This window comes from Paenibacillus sp. IHB B 3084 (genome assembly GCF_001447315.1).
Taxonomy (GTDB): Bacteria; Bacillota; Bacilli; order Paenibacillales; family Paenibacillaceae; genus Paenibacillus.
The window spans coordinates 4,801,987-4,822,605 of sequence record NZ_CP013203.1 but is presented as its reverse complement, the minus strand read 5'-3'; the positions used below and the strand labels follow the sequence as shown (position 1 = coordinate 4,822,605).

Below are 20,619 nucleotides of genomic sequence, written 5' to 3'. Positions count from 1 at the left end.
CGCTCAATTCTTATCTTTCACGCCAATCACGATGACATCCCCCTCAAAATTATGCATATCAATAACCGTTACATTGTCCTGAAACGCTACCGAAGCTGCTGCAAATCGGCGGTATTCCAGGTCGATAATCGTAAAGTCATATTCTCTGAGATCGGCGTCTAGCTTCAGGACCGTGTTCACCGGCACATAAATAGCAATTTTTTCGAAGCCTCTGGTTGAGGCAACTCGAATCTCTTCCGTGTTCTTAAGTACTATGTTCCAAGGCTGCAAATCTACCAGTCCGTACATCTGGAACAGCCACTTCGCGAATCCATAATCCCACGCTCCCTCAAATTTAAGGGCAGCCTGCCATTCATAGGGGCTATCAAAACCTTCCCCGGTAACTCCAAAGCGCTTCCCTTTTTTGTGCCAGCTCCATATTCCATGTGCTCCGTAGGTTACGCCGGCTCCCGCACCGGACAAAAGACTTTGCCATGCAGCTTTACGCACGTCGGCACGGCCGAAACGACCGTATTCTCTCCGGCTGTATCCCATCATCTCGTAGCAAGGTTCCGAGTTTAGCACAGGCCGTGTTACCCGCTTGTTGTAGAAGTCCAACGCCAAGGTGTAGGCCTTGGACTGAAACTGCGAATTGTGACCTGATTGGTACATGTAAAAGTCCAAATTAGGATCGTTAATGAACTCATCCGGCAGATCCGCTAGTCTCCCCTGAATGTGAAGAGTAGTCAAACACTCCGGACTATGTGTCTTCACAACGTGAAGAGTAGTGCGGTAATACTCGTTTGCTCGCTCTGACGGGAAGTCGGTATCCCCGCTCACGATATAGATAGGGTGATACTTTGAGAATCGGTCTGCCGCGTAACGCACATACGGTTCTACCGCCTCCAGAGGCATTTTTTTCTCATCACGAAGCTTGGCCGCCCATGTATCCGGGATATAATTGCACCAAAGCAAAACAAGCGCGGGTACAAATCCCTTGCTCACCGCCATCTCGACCATTGTCTCCGCCCTGTCAAAATAGTCTGGATTCAGCGAATAAAAATCGTAGCTCCCGTCCTCAATCCGTTCGAACGGTTCGTAATCCAAATCACTGCCGCTGGCATCCCACTGACGCAGCAAATTGATTTGCAGAACATTAAACCCCTGGCTACTTCTGTAGTCAAGATAATCAGCCCATTCCTCCAGTGAGATGTTGGTAAATGCGCTCCAGACGGTATCCGCCAGATAAAAAAATGGAACTCCTTCATTGACAAAGTAACGTTTGTTCTCCGCTATGCCAAGCTTTATCATACGGCATCCCCCTTATTGCTGTAATGACAGAAAACGGCGAACAGTTCGCCGCTTTCCCTTTTATTGCTCATTTATGAAGTGACGATACTAGCTTGGGCTCCAGCCGTTCCCTCCTGCTCTGACTTCTCCTGTGCTTCGCGTTCCCTGTTCAACGCTTGTTTATCAAGCGTTCTAAAGAATGGATAGTAAATCAACATACAAACGGGAATGAGCAAAAGCTGTGCAGCTGCAAGTCTCCAGCTCCCCTCAATAAAGCCGAGAGCAAAAATCGGAGTGCCAAATGCCGGGTAAATTCCGATGGGTGCAGGCAGCAAGCCCGCAGTTGTCGCAAAATAACCGAGGACGGCGCAGACGATAGGAGCAATGATAAACGGAATAGCCAGGAGCGGATTCAAAACAACTGGAATTCCGAAAATGAGTGGCTCGTGAATCGAGAAGAAAGTCCCCGGAAGACCGAGCTTGCCAATTGTGCGTAATTGCTTACTCTTGGCCAAGAAGACCAGCAGGAGAGCGAAGCCCAGCATCGGCGCATAGTTTGAAAAAATATACCAGAAAGCCAGCCCGATAATGTTTGGAAGCGGAGCTCCCGCCTGGAAAGCGTCGAGATTGGCAAGATCCAGGCTCATCCAGATCGGTTTGACGATGGCAAGCGTTACGATTGCGCCGTGGATTCCGAACATCCAGAGCACCTGCATAATGATGAGGGCGACAATCATAGCCCCCAGTGATCCACCCAGTCCTTCCAGTGGCACTTGCAGATAGGTATAAATAAACTCATGGACCGTACCGAATGACGTATGCATGAACAGACCGGAAACAATAACGAATACCATAGCTACGAGTATCGCCGGAATTAATCCTGAGAATGTTTTGACAACGGTAGGCGGTACTCCTTCGGGCATTTTAATGGTCCAGTTGCGATCGACAATCCAGATATACAATCGGGAAGCGAGCAAGCCAACCAACATGGCGACAAACAAACCCTGCGCACCGAGCCACTGAAGTGGAAGCGCCCGAACTTTATCGAATGTTTGAATCGGCGTCAAAATAAGAAACGAGAGCAGTGCCGTTGCTGCGGGAACCAGCGGGTCCTTGTCAAAAGCTTGCGCCAGTCTGTAGGCGATGAAGAAGACTGCATAGAGGGCGATGATGCCAGTTGTCATCGTCGATCCTAATCCGATAATACCCTTGATGGGTGCGATGAGGTTCTGGTAAGGCTCCCAGGCAAGTGCGGAGAAAAGCGTCGAAAATGCTCCAATAATCAAAAAAGGAAGGGTGGACATCAGTCCATTTGATATAGCGCTCATATAGCGATTTTGCTGAATTTTCCCAGCGTATCTTTGCAATTTATGCGATAGTTTTTTTTCGTTAGCCATATTCCTTCAACTCCTGCTTTAGAGTTTCATCTGTTGTACTATAATCTAGAGAACGCTTCCATCTGAGGAAATCACATTTTTGTACCAATGGAAGCTGTTCTTGCGAATCCGCCGCAATTGTCTCAGGTTGAACTCATCCCGGTCAACATAGACGAATCCGTAACGTTTGCTTACTCCCTGGTGGGTGCTGACCAGATCAATTGCGGACCAAGGACAATAACCAAACAGCTCCACCCCGTCCGTAATAGCCAGCTGGCATTGCTCGATATGCTTGCGCAAGTAATCGATGCGGTAATCATCTCTTACGACATCGCCCTCTTCCAAGGAATCAAAAGCCCCCAGTCCATTCTCGGTAATGATCAGCGGTAGCTGGTAGCGGTCATAGATCTTCCTAAGAGTAACACGCAAGCCTGCCGGATCAATTCCCCAGCCGAACTCCGTTCGCTCCAGGTACTCATTCCCACTCCCAGAAAAAACACCCACTTCTCCCACTGAGATTTGCTGATCCCCCATCCCGCCTTTTTCTGCCGAATTCTGTGTACTGGCTTTGACCGTTGCAGAGCTGTAATAATTAAAAGCGATAAAGTCTGGCTTCGCGGCGGACAGAATACTCATATCACCTTCTTGAATCTCAGGCGTATAGCCTTTTTCCTCGAAGTAGCTCCAGACCAGCGTATTGTAACGGCCAAACACCGCCATATCAAGGTATAACCAATTGCGGATTGCGTTGAAGTTATCAGCCGCCAGCACATCTTCCGGACGCGAAGAAGCTGGATATACGCACGAGATGTTAGGGGCCGGTGCCACTTTAGCTTCAGGTAACATTTCTTTGCACAGAATCATCGCCCTGGCTTGAGCCAGAAGCATATGATGATTTTGCTGATACAATTCCTTTTTCGGATTCTTCAGGTTCGGGTCCAACGTTCCCAAAGCGGAACCGTGCAAAATCATCATGTTTTGTTCGTTAATAGTTAACCAATATTTCACCCGGTCCCCAAAGTGTTCGAACAATGTCTTCGCATACGTTTCAAATGCGTTGATTGTACTACGGTTCGACCATCCGCCTTCTTTTTCCAAAGCTGCCGGAAGATCAAAATGATACATGGTCACGATCGGTTCGATCCCGTATTTTAATAACTCATCAATTAAATGGTTGTAAAACTGTATGCCTTTCGGATTCAATTCCCCTGTTCCCTGCGGATAAATGCGGGTCCAGGCCACCGAGAAGCGATAAGCCTTGAAGCCCATTTCCGCCAGTAAGGCAATGTCTTCCTTATAGTGATGGTAATGATCGCTTGCCACCTTATAATCAGTGATCCCTTCCCGGGGCGGACGGGTGTCAATAACAGACGGCCCTTTTCCGTCCTCGTTCCATGCTCCTTCAAACTGATAGGCCGAGGTCGATCCACCCCATAGAAAATTGGAGTCAAACGCTTTCAATTTATGATATTTCATTTTGACCACCTTCAATGAAAAAGTGTTGATCTATTTGTACAGACGATTATAGATTTAAGGCTTCGGCAAGTACCTTTTCACCATTCATCATGCCATAATCCATTCTGTCGATTACGCTTACCTTGATGCCTTTAGGCTCGTATTTGGTTTTAAAATCATCTTCCAAGTAGCCGACCTGCGGTCCTATCAGCAGTACGTCCGTTTTGTCCGCATACTCTTTAAAAGAGCTTTCGGAAGTAGCTCTGATTTCAACCTCAACATTTTGAGCCTGTGCAGCCTTCTGCATTTTCTGTACCAGCATACTTGTAGACATTCCTGCTGCACATACGAGCGTAATTTGTTTCATTGGTTATTCCTCCCCGATAATGGTGTGATGGATACTGATGCTTCGTAACGGTTCAATCTGCTGTAAAGTTCCACGATATGTCTCGCCAGATCTTTGGTCGTAATGGCAGACATGAGATGGTCTTGTGCATGCACCATCAGCAGTGTCACTTCATGAGCTGTCCCACCCGCTTCCTGCTGGATCAGTCGCGTTTGCGATTTATGCGCTTGGACCAGCTCGTTCTTGCATTCTTCAAGACATTCTGCTGCCTGCTCCGCATTACCCTTCTCGGCAAAGCTGATAGCTTCCATAGCTTTACTCTTCGCAATACCCGAATTTGTTATTAGTCCCATTATGATTTCCTGATACTCATCCATTGAATTCACCCCATGCATTTCATCTCTTTAGCTTACAGATTCAGTGTATACGATTCTTGCCGACTTCTAAACGCAACCCTTTTCCACTAGAAGCGGAAATGCTTACAATGGAAAAAATAGCAAAACTCCGCACGATGCTTGTTCAAAATCCAAGCAGAGGTCGTGCAGAGCTTTATTTTAATACAGTTTATGTTTGACAATAATTTGAGCAAAATCCCCGTAGGTTTTGCATTCCAGCATTTGCTGGATAATATCGGAGTCGTCGACCAGTCCCATCAGATGCTTATACATTTTCGCCGGAGGCTCGTCGCCGTTTTTGTTAATACTGAGCAGGCAGACGAGCTGCACGGGCTTACCGGACCAATCTATGGGAGATTTCAGTGTACAGACCGCCCATACCGTCCGGTTGCTTTGCGGAATAATGGGATGAGGAATGGCTACCAGATTTCCGTAAGCCGTAGGAGCAGCATTTTCCCTTTCCAGCACCAATCCGATGAATCCCTCAGAAGAGCGGATCAATCCGGAAGCATGCATTCTTTCTCCCAAAAAAGTAATAATCTCTTCTTTTGTAGTGAAGTTCTGTCTCAGAAATACAAGCTCTTCCATAATGTAGCGGAAAGTAAATTCGCCTTCATCCGTCAGCAGCTCTTCAATCTTATCGATGTCACCGCCGCCAAGCAGAGTCTGAACTACCACGACCGGAATGGATAATGTCTGCGGAATTGGAACTGTGCTTACCACAAAATCAATGCCATGCAAAGGAACCTGCTGCAATTTGTAATACTCGGTCGTGCCAGCAACCTCAAGCCTTTCACCGAACTTGCTACGTAGCTTGTAATACAGCAAGCGGGCACTTCCAACACCCGAAGTGCATACGACAAGGCAGCGTTTAGGTCTGTTGTTCATCTGCTGCCTTTCCATGGCGGCCCCGATATGAATCGCCAAATAACCCATTTCTGTCTCTGGTATAGCCAAATTCAGTTTGCTCTCGATCAACTTGGCACCTATGACCCCTGCCTGAAAAGCCAAAGGATAATTATTCTTCACATGATCCAGCATCGGATTACGGATATTCATCCCATATTTTACGCGGTTTAGCGCCGATTTCAGATGAAGACATATGCCCATTAACAGTTCTTGATCCCGGCTAATATTCAGGTAAAAGTCCCTGTCAATTTCAGCCAGCATTTCTCTGCCAAGCTCATAAATTCCCCGATCCAAGAGCTTCTGAGGCCCCGCCTCTTCTGTCTGTTGCTCCGTAACTCCCTCAAACCACTTGTTCCCGGCCAGATGCATGGCGATATAAGCAACCTCATCCTCCGGAAAGGTCAAATCCATTTGCTTTTCAATGTGGCTAACGATATGTTCAGCGGCTCGAAATTCCTCGGTAGCCCGAAAATCTTCCCTTTCATTGGAAAGCATCGCGACCCGGTTCCCATCGCGAATACGCTTGCAAGCTATAGCGATATGAATGGACAGGTTGTTGAAGGCAACATCCGACAAAGTGACCCCGTGGTTTTGGATTTGCTCCAGAATAATACCGCGAATGAGTGTCATTTCCCAAGGGGTAACCATTCTCGATGCGGCCTCCACGCCCCCAGTCCTTTCTTCTTCAGAACGGTTAACGATGAATTCAGACATGCAGAAACGTAAGCGAACCTCGTCGCCCCTCAGCTTGACACCGTAATTCGGGCGCTTATCAATGCCGATTCCGTAAGTCTGTAGCATATGCTTAACCTCTTTGAAATCATTTTGTACAGTGGATTTGCTAATGTATAACTCATCCGCCAACTCTTCCAGCTTCAAATAATTTTCTGTAAGTAGGAGGCGCGAGATTAAATAACGCTGTCGGTATTCAGGAGAATTGGGATCATCCGGTTCGTTATACAGGAACAACTGCTGTAGGAGCGTACGAAAGCTGCGGTCGTCCGTGATTTTCAGTTCATACCCCCTTGAACGAACAGGCTGAATCGATGCTCCATGCTTGGCCAGAAATTCATCCAGTTCTCTGATATCGCTACGTACGGTACGTGAAGTAACCTGGATCAATTTTGCCAGATGCTCGCTCTTGACAGGAGTGTCCGCAGCCAGCAAATGCTGTAGAATCGAAACCATTCGCGTATTCATTCAAGGTGACCCCCCGTTCTTTTGTCCAAATCTATCCTTTACTCAGGCCTGCTCGGTTAGCTCGCCTTTAGGTACGAAAGTGGCAGGAGCAGCACAGGAATTGCGCTCTACAAATTTCGTATCCACTGTGATTTTTGCTGTAACCTGCGTTCCCTGCTCAATAGTATCGGTCAGGAGATCGACAGCCAGAACGGCCATTCTTTCTTTTTCTACATGAATGGTCGTTAGCTCCGGCGTAACAATGACCGATTCCGTAATGTTATCAAAGCCGATAATTGAGGTATCCTGCGGCACCCGGATGCCAAGCTCGCTCATGGTCTTCATAGCGCTGATAGCAATATAGTCGCATTCGCAGAACCAGGCCGTCGGCAAAGTTTTCCCGCTCTCCAGATAAACGGTTAACTGCCGATTCAGATCCTCCTGCGAAGTAAGAATGGTTGGCGCTACAGCCAGCATTTGTGCCTCCGGAATCTTCAGCCCCCGTTCCATGAGTGCCGCCAAAAATCCGCGTTTACGTTCCTCAAAATTATGAATTCGTACATTTGAAGCAATATAACCGATTGAGGTATGACCCATGTCGCATAAATAAGCTCCTGCCTGATAAGCACCCATAACATTATTAATCTGGATAAATTGTACGGGAAGCGTATCAAAGCAGGTATCCAGCACAATCAGATTCGGCAGCTTGGCATGAATATCACTGATCTGCTCACGGGTCAAATTGGTTCCCAGAACAATGGTGCCTGCACTGCGTTTCTCCTCTGCAACCATCTGGATATCCCTCTGGAAAAATTCTACGTCGACCGTCGAGAAGATCAACGAATACCCTTTTTGTCGGCAACGTTCCTCAATAAACTGGATTAATTCTTTAAAAAATGGCTGCTGATAGTATTCCTCAAGGACAATGCCCGAATTTGTACACACGAGAAAAAGCAAGGACTTATCACTTCTTGAAGCCGTTATCGTCTTGCTTTTGGGACTGTATCCTGCCTCGTGGGCTACCTGGAGAATACGTTCACGCGTATCCGGGCCAATACCCGGCTTGCCGCTGAAGGCCAGTGAAACAGCTGATTTGGATACGTTGGCCAGCTTAGCGATGTCTTCCATTTTCATGCCCTAATTCTCCATTCTAAATAAGATGAACAACAGCAGTGAAGAGAATAAGTGAAGTTTACACCGAATTGAGAGGCGATGCAATAATTAGCTGAATTAATTTATATTTGTTTAGTTATTTGTTTAGTTTTTATAACTAAATATCACTGAATAATTCATTGACACCGTTTTAATTCGATGTTACTATGGCCTCGACATAGAAATAGTCATTGAATTTAGTTTTTACAACTAAACTAATTTCATTTTGTTTAGTTTATTTATTCTATTTTGTTCAGCAAATGTTGTTTATTCAAGTACAGAGGAGACATGATCATGAAGAAATTAAAGCTGGGTTATGCTCCGACGCGCCGATTTACGTTCAGCGCCGACGATGCCTTTAAGTACAAAGTGGAAATTCGCAAGAAAATTGAGAGCTTTGGCATGGATATCGACATTGTAGACCTGGAGGGCCTTAATGAGGAAGGCTTGCTGTATGACGACCATATAAACGCGGATTTAATTGCAAAGCGATTCAAAGAGGAAGAAGTCGACGCTGTTTTTTTCCCACATTGCAACTTTGGTACAGAAGATACTGTAGCTCGTGTAGGCAAGGCGCTCGGCAAGCCTGTCCTGCTGTGGGGACCGCGGGATGAAGCGCCGCTTGCGGACGGCATGCGCCTTCGCGACACCCAATGCGGTATTTTTGCCACAGGTAAAGTGCTGCGAAGATTCAACGTTCCCTTCACCTATGTAACGAACAGTTGGGTGAATGATCCGGTTTTCGAAAGAGGCTTTACCAACTTTGTGGCTGCCGCCAACGTCGTGCGCCAATTCAAGAGCTTACGCATTCTCCAGATTGGCCCCCGCCCTGCTTCGTTCTGGACGATGATGTGCAATGAAGGCGAACTGCTGGAACGCTTCGGCATTGAGATTCATCCCATTACCATTGTCGACATTCAGCTTAGAACCAAAAAAATCGCCTCCAGCAATAGCTCCGAGCTTCTGGAAACGATGGATTACATTAAAGAAAAACTCGATTACAGTGAAGTGACCGAAGATGACGTAAGACGGATAGCTGCTTTAAAGGTCGCCATGAAATCCTTCGCCCGTGAGACGGGAAGCAGCGCTATCGCAATCCAGTGCTGGTCCTCTTTGCAGGATGCCATATCCATTATGCCGTGTCTGGCCAATGCAATCCTGACTGACGAACAAATTCCGGTTACTTGTGAAACAGATATCCATGGAGCCATTACTTCCATTATGGTGCAGGCTGCCTCCATGAACACATTGCCAACCTTCTTCGCAGATATTACCGTTCGACATCCTGAGAATGATAACGGCGAACTTCTCTTCCACTGTGGCAATTTCCCGGTCTCGCTCTCCGTAGAGAACAAACCGAAGTTACGCAAACATTTTCTCTTCGACGACCATTCTCCCGGAACGCATGAAGGCGAAATCCGCGGTGGCGGTATGACCATTGCCCGATTTGACGGCGACCACGGTGAGTACTCCATGTTCCTCGGGCGTGCCCGGGGTATTGAAGGTCCTTATACCCGCGGCTCCTACGTATGGGTGGAAGTAAACGATTGGCCGCTGTGGGAGGAAAAACTCGTAAAAGGGCCTTACGTCCATCATTCCGTAGGTATCCACGCCAATGTGATCCCGGCCATTTATGAGGCCTGCAATTATATACCCGGCCTGACGCCTGATCCGGTCGATCCCACGGAACAGGAAATTCAAAGCTGGCTTAGAGGATCCGATCTCGCCCGTAATAAGCGCCCGAACATTCACGTTTGAGACGTCTAAAGCGACAAAGCCCATCCCTATAATATCTATCTTGAGGAGGACATTATGGAAATCCAGGAACTGAAAGTCAAAGCCGCACAAATCCGCATGGACCTGCTAACCATCATTCACCGCGCCAAAACGGGACATACGGGGGATCGCTGAGCAATACAGACATTTTAACGGCTTTATATTATGAAATCATGAACGTTGACCCTGCTAATCCAAAATGGGATGACCGTGATCGCTTTATCGCCAGCAAAGGGCATTCCGTAGAATCTCTATGGTGTATTCTGGCCGACCGGGGCTTTTTCCCAAAAGAAGAGCTGGAGACCTATAGCCAGTTCGGTACTCGACTTATTGGCCACCCGAACAACAAGGTTCCAGGGATTGAAATGAACACCGGGGCCCTCGGCCACGGTCTGCCCATTTCCGTAGGCATGGCACTAGCTGCCAAGCGGGATGACCGTACTTACCGTGTATTTTGTCTAATGGGAGACGGCGAACAGGCCGAAGGCTCCAACTGGGAAGCCGCTATGGCAGGCTCTCATTATAAGCTGGATAACCTGATCGGCATTATCGACCGCAACCGACTCCAGATCAGCGGTGCTACCGAAGAAGTCATGGGACTGGAGCCGCTGGAAGAGAAGTGGACTGCCTTCGGCTGGAACGTCGTCTCTATCAACGGCAACAATATGGAAGAATTGCTCAAGGCATTCAGGTCCACCCCTGAAGTAGCGGGAAAGCCAACGTTAATTATGGCCAATACCACCAAGGGCAAAGGCGTATCGTTCGCCGAAAATGTCCCGGCATGGCATCACCATGTGCCTAATGATAAAGAGTTGGAGCTGGCTCTCACAGAGCTAAAGGCAACGATCGAAGAATTGACGCAGAAAGGGCAGGTGCATTAAGCATGAATAAAATTCCTAATCGCCAAGTAATCTGTGACACACTGCTGGAGTTGGCCAAAGACGACCGTGATATCATGGTACTGGCCAGCGATTCGCGCGGTTCTGCTGCAATGGCTCCCTTTGCCAATACGTTCCCGGAGCAGTTCGTCGAGGTCGGCATTGCCGAACAGAATATCGTAGGCATGTCTGCAGGCCTGGCCCACAGCGGCAAAAAACCGTTTGTGACTTCACCAGCCTGCTTCCTCAGTATGCGCAGTATTGAACAAGTCAAAGTTGACGTTGCTTATTCGCGGACAAATGTGAAGCTCATCGGCATTAGCGGAGGCGTCAGCTACGGGGCGCTTGGCATGTCACACCACTCCGTGCAAGATATCGCAGTAGCCCGGGCAATTCCGGGACTGGCGATTGTCCTGCCTGCTGATCGTCACGAAACGAAGAAACTGACCGAAGCGCTTGTAAAATATGACGGCGGCGTATACGTGCGAATCGGGCGTAATCCCGTTGAGGACGTTTACGAAACCGATGATTACCCATTCGAAATAGGCAAAGCTATAACTGTGAGAGAAGGCAACGACGTTACAATTATTGGTGTCGGTGAAACCGTGCGAATCGCACTCGATGCCGCCAAGGCACTCAACGACGAAGGCATATCCGCCCGGGTAATCAACATGCATACAATCAAGCCGCTGGATGAAGAGGCGATCATTACCGCTGCACGTGAAACTGGACGCATCATTACCGTTGAGGAACATAGCATTTACGGCGGTCTCGGCGCAGCTGTGGCAGAAGTTGTTGTGCAGAATCACCCGGTTCCTATGAGAGTGCTCGGCATCCCGGATGAGCCGGCGATTGCCGGTAAATCGGCGGAAGTTTTCCACCACTACGGCATTACGGGTGACAATATCAAACAAATTGCATTCGAATTGATTAATAAGTAGAGGGCGAAGCATATGGAGCACAATCAACAATATATATTGGCCATCGACCAGAGTACTTCAGGCACCAAAGCACTCCTTGTAGACCATCAGGGTACAGTAATCGCCCGCAGCGGGATGGAGCATAAGCAATATTATCCCCATCCCGGCTGGGTAGAGCATGATCCGCTCGAAATTTATGAAAATGTCAAAATAACGGCCCGCAGCGTATTGGAGCAAGCCTGCGTCCACCCGTCCGCGCTAGCTGCGCTGACAATCACCAATCAACGCGAAACGGCACTGGTGTGGGATAAGGCGACTGGTCAGCCAATATATAATGCTGTTGTCTGGCAATGCCAGCGTACGGCGGACCTGTGCGCCGAGCTGAAGCAAGCTGGCCACGAAAGCACCATCCACGCCAAAACAGGGCTTATGCTTGACCCTTATTTCTCCGCTGCCAAGTTCAAGTGGATCATTGAACATGCGGAAGGAGCTGCCAACCTGCTGGCTGAAGGGAGGCTACTTGCAGGGAACATGGACAGTTGGCTAGTCTGGAAGCTTACCGGCGGCAAAAATCATGCAACCGACTATACAAATGCCAGCCGTACATCGCTGTTCAATATCCACACGCTGGAATGGGATGAAGAGCTTGCCCAGTTGTTCTCCGTTCCTTCTTCCCTGCTGCCCGAGGTTAAACCATCAGACGCTATTTTCGGATATACGGCAGATTGCGACCTTTTCAATGAGAAAATACCGATTTCGGGCGTCATCGGGGATTCACAAGGCGCATTGTATGGGCATCTGTGTTTCAAGCCCGGAACAGCCAAAGCAACCTTTGGCACGGGCACCTCTGTATTAATGAACGTAGGGAATCATCCGGTGGATGGTGGTGACGGACTTGTAACCGCTATCGCCTGGGGGGCCGGCGGAACTGTTACGTATGCACTTGAAGCCATCATCCGGACAACAGGTGACAGCATCAAATGGACGCAGGACAACTTAGGACTGTTCTCTACCTTTGAGGAAATGCAGCGCTTAGTCGAAAGCGTTCCTGCAAACGATGGCGTCTATCTTGTGCCTGCCTTTGTCGGAATGGGCGCTCCCTATTGGAATCCCTACGCCCGGGCGGCAATTATCGGTATGAACCGTGGAACTGGCAAAGGACACATTGTCCGGGCTGCGCTGGAGAGCATCGCTTACCAAGTACGGGACGCTATAGAGTTTATTCAGGAACAGTCCGGGATTGAGTTGGTCGGCCTGCGCACGGACGGCGGGGCTTCCTCCAACACTTGGCTGATGCAATTTCAGGCCGATATTCTGGGCAACCTTGTGAGCCGATCCACATGTGCCGAGCTGTCGGCCATGGGTTCAGTCTATCTCGGTGGGCTCGGCACAGGCTTTTGGTCCGATCCAGATCAAATCGCTTCCAATCTTAAAATGTATGAAGCATATGAACCAAAGATGGATGACGCTACCAGAGAGAAATATTATACTGGCTGGCAGCGGGCTGTTCAGTCTGTAGTGCAACAACAGCATGAATCTCCCGTTTTATAAATAATCTCTATACTTCATTCCTCATATCTCCCCAAAACAAACCATACAAAAGGGCCCTTGCTTTTGCAAAGGCCCTTTTATTAAATTACTCACTCGAACGATATAACTGACTCAACACTTTTACAAATTCACGGGCTGCCGGGGTCGCTTCATCAAAGGAATGCGCGATAATTCCGATATCCCGCGTAATCCGGGGAATAATCTCTTTAACGATTAGTGAATGGGACACCGAGGAAAGCGTAAACTTCGATATAATGCCGATGCCCAGCTTTTTTTGGACCATATGGACTAACGTTTCGGCCGTTTGGACCGTGAGACTCTCCTGGAAAGGAATTTGCTGCTCATGCAAGGTGTTTAATACAGCAGATTCATGTCCTCCTTTACAGAAGATAAGGTCGTTCCTGTTCTGTTCCAGAGAAACCTCGTGTTCTGCTTGCAATGGATGATTCTCCGGTATGATGGCAACCATGGAATCGTGTTCAAGAATATGGACGTCATAATGATCGAATGGAGAAGCTACTATTCCAATTTCAACAGTGCGATCCTCCACCCATTGTTTAATTTGATTCGAGTTTCCTTCCATCAGTTCAATAGTGACATCGGGGTATTGGGAGCGGAATAAGCAGATCGCTTCCGGAAGCAAGTTCGTAGAGGCTGCCGGGAAGGAGCCTATTTTTACTTTACCACGTAAAAGCTTATTCTCCTGACACGCAAGCTGAACCATTTTATGTTCGATTTCCTTCATTTGCCTGGCCAGACTCAGCATTTCTTTTCCCACTTCGGTCAGTACGAGTCCATTCTGCTTGTCGCGAATAAACAATTTTACCTGCAAATTATTTTCAAATTGGATCAAAGTCTTGCTAACCGCAGGCTGGGAAATAAACAGTGCTTTGGCAGCCTCCGTCATATTCATTTTCTCCGCAACCTTCATAAACACTTCAAGATGATTCATATTCACAGACATACCCCCCCTTATAACCATACGGTTATTCCCTCTATGAAATAATAGTATTTCAGTTATATCAAAACATACCTTATGATAAAAAACAACTCCTGCTCCGCTCCTTATGAGCAGATGTAATGCTTGATTAGAAGGGGATTGGAATATGAATTCAAATCTGAATTTTACCGAACGCACTACCAGAGATACAGCTTCATCTAAAGGACTTCCATGGGGCGGGTTACTGGCGCTTGCTATGACCGGATTTATTTGTATTCTCACCGAAACGCTTCCCGCTGGTCTATTGCCACAAATCAGCAAAGGACTGGGAATATCGGAAGCTTTGGCTGGCCAATTGGTCACGTTGTATGCTCTAGGTTCGCTCGCTGCCGCAATCCCGTTGACTGCCGCAACACGGGGCTGGCGACGACGGCCTTTATTATTGCTCTGTATCATTGGCTTTCTCATATTTAACACCATTACGGCACTGTCTTCTTACTATATCTTGACGCTGGCTGCCCGTTTCCTTGCAGGCGTAGCCGCTGGTGTGTTATGGGGGATGCTTGCTGGCTATGCCCGGCGAATGGTGCCGGATGCACTAAAAGGACGCGCCATGGCTGTCGCCATGTCAGGAACCCCGCTGGCTCTTGCCCTCGGCGTTCCGTTAGGAACGTTCCTCGGTGCGCTTGTTGGCTGGAGAACGGTTTTTGGTACCATGTCCTTTCTTGCGGTAGTCTTAGTCGTCTGGGTACTCTGGAAACTTCCGGATTTTTCAGGACAGGATTCCCATCAGCGACTCCCTCTGAGTAAGGTTTTCACGATTGCCGGTGTTCGTCCCATTTTACTTGTCGTTTTGGTTTGGGTACTTGCGCATAATATTCTGTACACCTATATCGCTCCTTATTTGAGTCAGGCTGGACTGGCCTCCCGAACGGATGTGGTGCTGCTTATTTTCGGGATAACTTCGGTTGCCGGAATTGGATTGGTCGGTGCATTGATCGACCGCTGGTTGCGTCTATTGGTACTCATGAGTACCCTTGGCTTTGCTGTAACTGCTGTGGCACTAGGAATCGGGAGTCACCAACCTGCCATCGTGTATTTAAGTGTTGCCCTGTGGGGACTGACCTTCGGCGGTGCCGCTACCTTGTTACAGACCGCATTGGCCGAAGCGGCAGGCGAGAGTGCAGATGTAGCTCAGTCTATGCTTGTAACCGCTTGGAATCTGGCCATTGGCGGGGGCGGCTTGCTTGGCGGAATTCTTTTAGAGACGCTTGGGGTTCACTCTTTTCCGTGGACGTTGCTTATCCTTATGCTTCTTGCCTTCGTCATTTCGTGGGTTGCCAAGGAACACGGGTTTTCTGTAAGAAGATATGAGTAGACCTGAAACTCAAGAAACGGTATGGATGGAAGGAAAAAATTGTTTAGAGGTCTGCAGGTGATGGTAGCTTGAAAGTTACAAAGAACCTCCCAATCCATCTTGATGGATCGGAAGGTTCTTTTACTGGGACCGAGTCCTCTAATATAGCACCTTCTCCAAGCAGCGTGCCAATTCATCATCGGGTAACGGCTTGCGATGCGTATTTTCCAGGTAGATATGTTTCTCAGTTTCGGGCATTACATATTGTTTGTACCACAGGAACATATCGGGACTATCCCCCTGAATTCGAAGAAATCTCCGCACCGTGTCCGCATGAGAAATGGTGTTATCGAGATTGGTCAACCAATCCGCCCGGTAGAAATGCTCCCATCTTCCAGTTCCTGCGAGCAAGAGCGCTTCTTTACCCATCTGGTAGCTCCAAACTGCATGCGAAGCTTGTATAAATGCTCGTGGATAATCTTCTTCAAGAAATAACCCGTAAGCGATGCAGATGTTAGCCAGCCCACGGGAGCCGCTCAGATGCAATTCAATCTGCACAAGAAGCTGATTATAAAGCCTGCGACATTCGTCTTTAGGCAATTGTTTCATAATTTGCAGACACCGCTCTCGCAGTTCAACCCAGCCGGGGATTGCCGACTCGGCTTTTTCCTTGAACCAGCGTACCTGCTCAGGAAAAGGTCCTTCTCCAGCAGCCCAGCACAGCCGTCCATCACTGCCTTCTTTACCTTGCAGCCAAAAGCCCATCATTTGCCGTGCCGGATGGTGATAGAATTCCTCCCCCGCCCGATCATCCTTATGCGGGCCATAAACAATAGTACAATGGGAATAATCCCGGTATAATTGGAAAATCTCTTGATGCTGACGACTGTACAACCGCTCGATAAAGTCAGTAAGCTGCTGCTCCGCATCCACGTTACCATACGTCCATAAATTCGCTGCCAAATCCAGAGTATATAAATGCGGCAAAATATTACCTGAATTGACCAAAAGATACTCGTCTGCTCCTGCGGCAAATGCTGCCGTTAATTCCTCCACAATCAGCTCGGCTGAGGAGGGGAATTGCGTAAGATGGTTCGACGCCTGCAAGTCGTGGAAGGTCACATGATAATATACACCGTTCTTGCCTTCATCCTCCACCTCGGGCAATGCGGGTACACGATGGTTGAGATTCCCATGGCGCCGGGATACCATTTTACCGTAACCATTGTCCGCCCATATTTTAATTACTCCTTCGGGGACTTCAATGTGACCTTGCTTGTATAACTCGGCAATCTCGCCATACATCGCCATACTGCAAACGGGATGCTCCACAAATTCGCAAATCATACTGTACTGCTTGCGAACCACATAAGATATTAATTGTCCACGTTTCTCCGGCGTATTAAAGGAAGGATCATTTTCCCAAAAAGGCTTGTCTCCCTGCCCACGAAAAGACAATACCCATACAATTTTCTCTCCCTTTTGCCGTTCAATCGCTTCCTGCCATAGCTGTTCAAACAGTTCGGGATGCTCTTTGTAGCTGGCCTGTTTACCCGGAAAAACACGCAAAAACATCTCCGCACCCAGCGGCTCGGCATGATGGTGAGTAATCCATAATCCCATTTCTGCTGCAAGCTTATGATAGATACCTGTACGCGGTAAATCCGTCCCCGGAATTACCATATTGCCACCGCAGCGTAGTAATGCTTCAAAAACGGGCTCCCACACCTGTTCCGTCGGCGGATAATCATCCTTCCAGCCAATCAAGCAGACCTCATCATTGACGAACCAGCCCCGATAGCGAACCTTGGACGGTACACTATCATAATCCTGACTCGGCAGAACTATAGCATCCCGTCTGGTCGGAGAGAGTTCCGCCCAGAACCAGAATGGCTCCACACCCAAAACGAAGCGACTGTAATGAAGCAACCCATAAATGATCCCCAGCTCATCACGGCCTATGATATGTAGTACCGTTCCCTTCTCACCAACAACAAAACGCAGACAATAGCCCTCTGGCCACTGTGGGCAATCATCCTCTTCCTGCGCATAACGAATAATGATTGCGGCCTCTTCTTCTGTTTGTAGCGGCTCTCTGCCAAACACTTGCTTATGATCTCGCGCAATCATTCTCCAAGCGTGGGCAACCGGCACACTTCCGACAGCTTGAAGATTGTATCCGCTTTCAGATGAAATGATCAGAGGTTCACAGGCTTTCATGTATTGTCATCTCCTATTCAACGATGAAGACTCTTCTTACTTTTATTTTATAGGTCGGTAACATACTTAGATAGTCTTGATATTACTAATATTGCTCACTCATACAAAAGGATCAGACTATGATTACATTCTCCATCATAGCCTGTGATCCAACGGGACATGAAGATTAGTTAGAGTATTGCTTATCCTATTAAAATGACACTCCATCTCAAAACAAGCGGATCAAGAGAAGCAGTAAACAAGGGATTTTAAGGTGAATTATCTCGCTACAGCTTCTAACGTTATATATACAGGTTTGGCATGTATAACTGATTTAGTAGTAGACCCGTAAAACCGTATCCTCCAAAGGCTTACAGAGGGTACTGTCCACTTCAACTCGCTTGACATTGTCCTGACCATTCGGAACAATGATAGGCGTCACGGTAGAGTATCCGGCCTGACGAATCCTGTCTATGTCGAATTCCAGCAGCAACTGTCCTTTTTTGACCCGATCCCCGTTCTTGACATGCGTTTTGAAGCCTTCGCCTTTAAGAGAAACCGTATTCATACCCACATGAATCAATAGTTGCGTGCCCGTTTGGTGCTGAATCAAAATAGCGTGTTTACTTTTCTCCATAATATGGGCGATTATGCCGTCAAACGGAGCAATAACCTTACCCGTGTCCGGGAGGATTGCAAACCCTTCTCCCATAGCCTTTGTGGAAAACGCCTCATCTTCAACGTTATCAAGAGGCACAAATTGGCCAGATACTGGAGATGATATTTCCAAGAAAGACAAATCTGTATTTTTTTTCTTGCGTCCAAACATCAGAAATTCCTCCTACCTCTATCTCATAATTAATATGATCACTTGATAATAGTCGCTATAACAGTATGATAAAAATATCAATGAACCAACGACTAGGGGGCTTATTAGTGAACAAAAAGGAATTTGTAATTCACGATTTATTGAGCAAAATCTATCAAAATCATTATCCTGACTGGAAACTGCCGACGGAAAGAGAACTCGCGAAGCAATATAATGTTTCACGATACACCATCCATGAATCAATCAAAAAATTAAAATACATGGGCTTGGTTAAAGTCGTTCAAGGATCAGGCATCTTCATAGGAAAGAATATTCAGACCAGTCCACTCATCTATAACTCTTTAACTGAGAACCCATACTCCAACATAAAATCCAAAGTAATCGAGTTGCAAAAGCAACCCGCTACTCCCGAGGACCAACAGATTTTTGGAATAACAAGCAGCGATGAGGTATGGGTATATCAACGTCTAAGAATCGTTAACTATCAAACGATGCAGTTAGAGTTGTCCCGATTACCTGTTATTTTATTTCCAATCCTTACGCACACGGATGCCGAACACTCCATTCAATCCTATGTGAAAAAACATAAATATACGATTTCGCATTACCTGAATACCTATGAGGCAATCGCACTTAATAAAGAACAGGCTATGCTCTTGCAACAGAAGAGAAAGAGCCCAGCGATGAAAATATCAAGCCGCGGCATACTTAATAATGGGATTATCTTTGAGATAAGCGAAATCGTAGCCATTGACTATAAATGTACGTATTTGACAGCCTTCAATAACGAGCATCACAAAAGAAGAAATTTATAAAAGCATTCACCTAAACAGGCAGCTTCTCCAGCATAAGGGTTCCTATATGCTGGAGTATTTTTGTTTTAAGGGGTCATAAGTGTTCCATCTGGCAATCTCGCCTGCGTCCATTCGTGCATCCTGTATTCCACCGGATAATTTTTCGCCTGTTCTTCATTGAATTCCACGCCGATGCCCGGAAGTTCAAGAGGGTAAATGTATCCGTCTTTAGCGTCTATGATGGGCGTAAAGATGCTGCGTGTGTTCTCCTTAATCGGAATATTCTCTTGGATCGCGGCACTGTGTAGGTGAATATTAAGATGAGTGTTAACGGCGATTCCAATAGGAGTAATGTCTGACGGTGTATGCCAAGCAATTCTAACTCCGAATGCCTCACATAAGGCCCCGAGCTTAAGAGCAGGCGTGATCCCTCCAATTTGAGATACATGGCAGCGAATAAAATCAATCTGCCTGTTGACAATAAGGCTTCTCCATTCTAAAGGATTATTGAACAGTTCCCCGGTGGCTATTGCAGTTGAAGTTTGGGAACGTATCTGACTTAACCATTCATTTTGATCCGGCGGTAAAATGTCCTCAACAAAGTACGGTTTATAGCATTCGAGGTCTTTTGCAAACTGTACGGCTTGATTTGGGAAAAGTCGTTCATGCACGTCATGCAGGATATGAAACTGGTCATTATATTTTGACCTTAATAGAGCAAACATCTTGGTGGTGGTTTGCATATACTCGTCTTGGTCATAATAGGACCCCTTGGTAGGGTAATCCGGAGCGTGCAAGTTCGAAGGATTCCCCCCATAGAAGCCAAGTTGGCACCGGATATGTTTATATCCTTGCTCAAGAATACCATCAATCTCTCGGTACAAATCCTCGATGTTGTCCGCAACCGCATGAGTATATGCAGGTATCGCATCCCTCGATTTGCCTCCAAACAGCTGGTACAAGGGCATGCCGGCAATTTTACCCTTAATGTCCCACAAAGCCATATCTACTCCAGAAATAGCGTTATTCAGTACGGGGCCATTACGCCAATAAGAGTTGACCATCATCATATGCCATAAGTCCTCTATATTATTAGCATCTCTTCCAATCAATATAGGTTTGAGGTACTCCTCGACGATGAGCTGAACGGCTTTCGGACGCTGCTGAAAAGTGGCGCAGCCATACCCCGTAATTTGATTCTCTGTAGTTACTTTGACAACCACCAGATTATGTCGATCAGGTTTAAGCACAAAACATTCCACATTAGTGATGATGGAAGGGTTCATATTTCTCC

The 20,619-nt window shown here is 47.3% G+C and carries 16 protein-coding genes and 1 pseudogene; 6 read left to right on the top strand and 11 right to left on the bottom strand.

Going from position 1 to position 20,619, the window contains the following annotated elements; all coding sequences use genetic code 11:
* Window positions 1–3: 3 nt before the first annotated feature.
* From ASL14_RS22580 to ASL14_RS22550, 7 genes are all read right to left on the bottom strand, one after another.
* Window positions 4–1,290: a glycoside hydrolase family 140 protein gene (locus tag ASL14_RS22580; protein WP_134913543.1), complete on the bottom strand. Its 1,287-nt coding sequence runs from the start codon at window positions 1,288–1,290 to the stop codon at window positions 4–6.
* Between the two features lie 71 nt (window positions 1,291–1,361).
* Window positions 1,362–2,666: a PTS sugar transporter subunit IIC gene (locus tag ASL14_RS22575; RefSeq protein ID WP_134913542.1), complete on the bottom strand. Its 1,305-nt coding sequence runs from the start codon at window positions 2,664–2,666 to the stop codon at window positions 1,362–1,364.
* 45 nt (window positions 2,667–2,711) lie between these two features.
* Window positions 2,712–4,121, bottom strand: coding sequence for a glycoside hydrolase family 1 protein (locus tag ASL14_RS22570; protein ID WP_134913541.1), 1,410 nt, complete (start codon window positions 4,119–4,121; stop codon window positions 2,712–2,714).
* A gap of 46 nt (window positions 4,122–4,167) precedes the next feature.
* Complete coding sequence (locus tag ASL14_RS22565; protein ID WP_023989371.1) at window positions 4,168–4,467, bottom strand: PTS sugar transporter subunit IIB; 300 nt, start codon at window positions 4,465–4,467, stop codon at window positions 4,168–4,170.
* The gene (locus ASL14_RS22560; RefSeq protein WP_134913540.1) at window positions 4,464–4,823 is read right to left on the bottom strand and encodes a PTS sugar transporter subunit IIA; all 360 of its coding nucleotides are present in this window, start codon (window positions 4,821–4,823) and stop codon (window positions 4,464–4,466) included. The genes ASL14_RS22565 and ASL14_RS22560 overlap by 4 nt, the downstream gene beginning before the upstream one ends.
* A 177-nt stretch (window positions 4,824–5,000) precedes the next feature.
* Window positions 5,001–6,950, bottom strand: a complete 1,950-nt coding sequence (locus ASL14_RS22555) for a BglG family transcription antiterminator (RefSeq protein WP_134913539.1) — start codon at window positions 6,948–6,950, stop codon at window positions 5,001–5,003.
* 42 nt (window positions 6,951–6,992) lie between these two features.
* Window positions 6,993–8,063 carry a LacI family DNA-binding transcriptional regulator gene (locus ASL14_RS22550; RefSeq protein WP_044648221.1) on the bottom strand — a complete coding sequence of 357 codons (1,071 nt, stop codon included), beginning with the start codon at window positions 8,061–8,063 and terminating at the stop codon, window positions 6,993–6,995.
* A 312-nt stretch (window positions 8,064–8,375) separates the two neighbouring features.
* Between ASL14_RS22550 and ASL14_RS22545 the strand changes: the two genes are divergently transcribed.
* The 4 genes and pseudogenes from ASL14_RS22545 to glpK all read left to right on the top strand — a co-directional run bounded on the left by ASL14_RS22545 (window position 8,376) and on the right by glpK (window position 13,206).
* On the top strand, window positions 8,376–9,839 hold the full coding sequence (locus ASL14_RS22545; protein WP_134913538.1) for an L-fucose/L-arabinose isomerase family protein: 1,464 nt from the start codon (window positions 8,376–8,378) through the stop codon (window positions 9,837–9,839).
* A 54-nt stretch (window positions 9,840–9,893) separates the two neighbouring features.
* Window positions 9,894–10,738: pseudogene (locus ASL14_RS22540) on the top strand (transketolase).
* Between the two features lie 2 nt (window positions 10,739–10,740).
* The gene (locus ASL14_RS22535; protein ID WP_076264801.1) at window positions 10,741–11,676 is read left to right on the top strand and encodes a transketolase family protein; all 936 of its coding nucleotides are present in this window, start codon (window positions 10,741–10,743) and stop codon (window positions 11,674–11,676) included.
* A 12-nt stretch (window positions 11,677–11,688) separates the two neighbouring features.
* Window positions 11,689–13,206, top strand: a complete 1,518-nt coding sequence (glpK, locus tag ASL14_RS22530; protein WP_134913537.1) for a glycerol kinase GlpK — start codon at window positions 11,689–11,691, stop codon at window positions 13,204–13,206.
* Between the two features lie 85 nt (window positions 13,207–13,291).
* Here the strand turns inward: glpK and ASL14_RS22525 are convergent, their stop codons facing one another.
* On the bottom strand, window positions 13,292–14,170 hold the full coding sequence (locus tag ASL14_RS22525) for a LysR family transcriptional regulator (RefSeq protein WP_187644788.1): 879 nt from the start codon (window positions 14,168–14,170) through the stop codon (window positions 13,292–13,294).
* A gap of 142 nt (window positions 14,171–14,312) precedes the next feature.
* Between ASL14_RS22525 and ASL14_RS22520 the strand changes: the two genes are divergently transcribed.
* Entirely contained in the window at window positions 14,313–15,524 is a 1,212-nt protein-coding gene (locus ASL14_RS22520) for an MFS transporter (protein ID WP_134913536.1), read from the top strand.
* 138 nt (window positions 15,525–15,662) lie between these two features.
* On the opposite strand, the gene ASL14_RS22515 is transcribed toward ASL14_RS22520, so the two are convergent.
* Together ASL14_RS22515 and ASL14_RS22510 are read right to left on the bottom strand one after the other, a co-directional pair.
* Window positions 15,663–17,723: a glycosyl hydrolase 115 family protein gene (locus tag ASL14_RS22515; RefSeq protein ID WP_134913535.1), complete on the bottom strand. Its 2,061-nt coding sequence runs from the start codon at window positions 17,721–17,723 to the stop codon at window positions 15,663–15,665.
* A 313-nt stretch (window positions 17,724–18,036) separates the two neighbouring features.
* Window positions 18,037–18,531, bottom strand: a complete 495-nt coding sequence (locus ASL14_RS22510; RefSeq protein ID WP_134913534.1) for a PTS sugar transporter subunit IIA — start codon at window positions 18,529–18,531, stop codon at window positions 18,037–18,039.
* A gap of 107 nt (window positions 18,532–18,638) precedes the next feature.
* Here ASL14_RS22510 and ASL14_RS22505 point away from each other — a divergent pair, with 107 nt between their 5' ends.
* A complete protein-coding gene (locus ASL14_RS22505) occupies window positions 18,639–19,346 on the top strand; it encodes a GntR family transcriptional regulator (RefSeq protein WP_134913533.1) in 708 nt (235 codons plus the stop codon).
* 65 nt (window positions 19,347–19,411) lie between these two features.
* On the opposite strand, the gene ASL14_RS22500 is transcribed toward ASL14_RS22505, so the two are convergent.
* Entirely contained in the window at window positions 19,412–20,611 is a 1,200-nt protein-coding gene (locus ASL14_RS22500; protein WP_134913532.1) for an enolase C-terminal domain-like protein, read from the bottom strand.
* Window positions 20,612–20,619: the final 8 nt, after the last annotated feature.

Bases quoted from the DNA above. Each gene is read 5' to 3' on its own strand.
- ASL14_RS22520 (WP_134913536.1), top strand. From the start codon at position 14,313: ATGAATTCAAATCTGAATTTTACCGAACGCACTACCAGAGATACAGCT.
- ASL14_RS22570 (WP_134913541.1), bottom strand. From the start codon at position 4,121: ATGAAATATCATAAATTGAAAGCGTTTGACTCCAATTTTCTATGGGGT.
- glpK (WP_134913537.1), top strand. From the start codon at position 11,689: ATGGAGCACAATCAACAATATATATTGGCCATCGACCAGAGTACTTCA.
- ASL14_RS22545 (WP_134913538.1), top strand. From the start codon at position 8,376: ATGAAGAAATTAAAGCTGGGTTATGCTCCGACGCGCCGATTTACGTTC.
- ASL14_RS22575 (WP_134913542.1), bottom strand. From the start codon at position 2,666: ATGGCTAACGAAAAAAAACTATCGCATAAATTGCAAAGATACGCTGGG.
- ASL14_RS22580 (WP_134913543.1), bottom strand. From the start codon at position 1,290: ATGATAAAGCTTGGCATAGCGGAGAACAAACGTTACTTTGTCAATGAA.
- ASL14_RS22535 (WP_076264801.1), top strand. From the start codon at position 10,741: ATGAATAAAATTCCTAATCGCCAAGTAATCTGTGACACACTGCTGGAG.
- ASL14_RS22555 (WP_134913539.1), bottom strand. From the start codon at position 6,950: ATGAATACGCGAATGGTTTCGATTCTACAGCATTTGCTGGCTGCGGAC.
- ASL14_RS22565 (WP_023989371.1), bottom strand. From the start codon at position 4,467: ATGAAACAAATTACGCTCGTATGTGCAGCAGGAATGTCTACAAGTATG.
- ASL14_RS22560 (WP_134913540.1), bottom strand. From the start codon at position 4,823: ATGGATGAGTATCAGGAAATCATAATGGGACTAATAACAAATTCGGGT.
- ASL14_RS22510 (WP_134913534.1), bottom strand. From the start codon at position 18,531: ATGTTTGGACGCAAGAAAAAAAATACAGATTTGTCTTTCTTGGAAATA.
- ASL14_RS22515 (WP_134913535.1), bottom strand. From the start codon at position 17,723: ATGAAAGCCTGTGAACCTCTGATCATTTCATCTGAAAGCGGATACAAT.
- ASL14_RS22500 (WP_134913532.1), bottom strand. From the start codon at position 20,611: ATGAACCCTTCCATCATCACTAATGTGGAATGTTTTGTGCTTAAACCT.
- ASL14_RS22525 (WP_187644788.1), bottom strand. From the start codon at position 14,170: ATGTCTGTGAATATGAATCATCTTGAAGTGTTTATGAAGGTTGCGGAG.
- ASL14_RS22550 (WP_044648221.1), bottom strand. From the start codon at position 8,063: ATGAAAATGGAAGACATCGCTAAGCTGGCCAACGTATCCAAATCAGCT.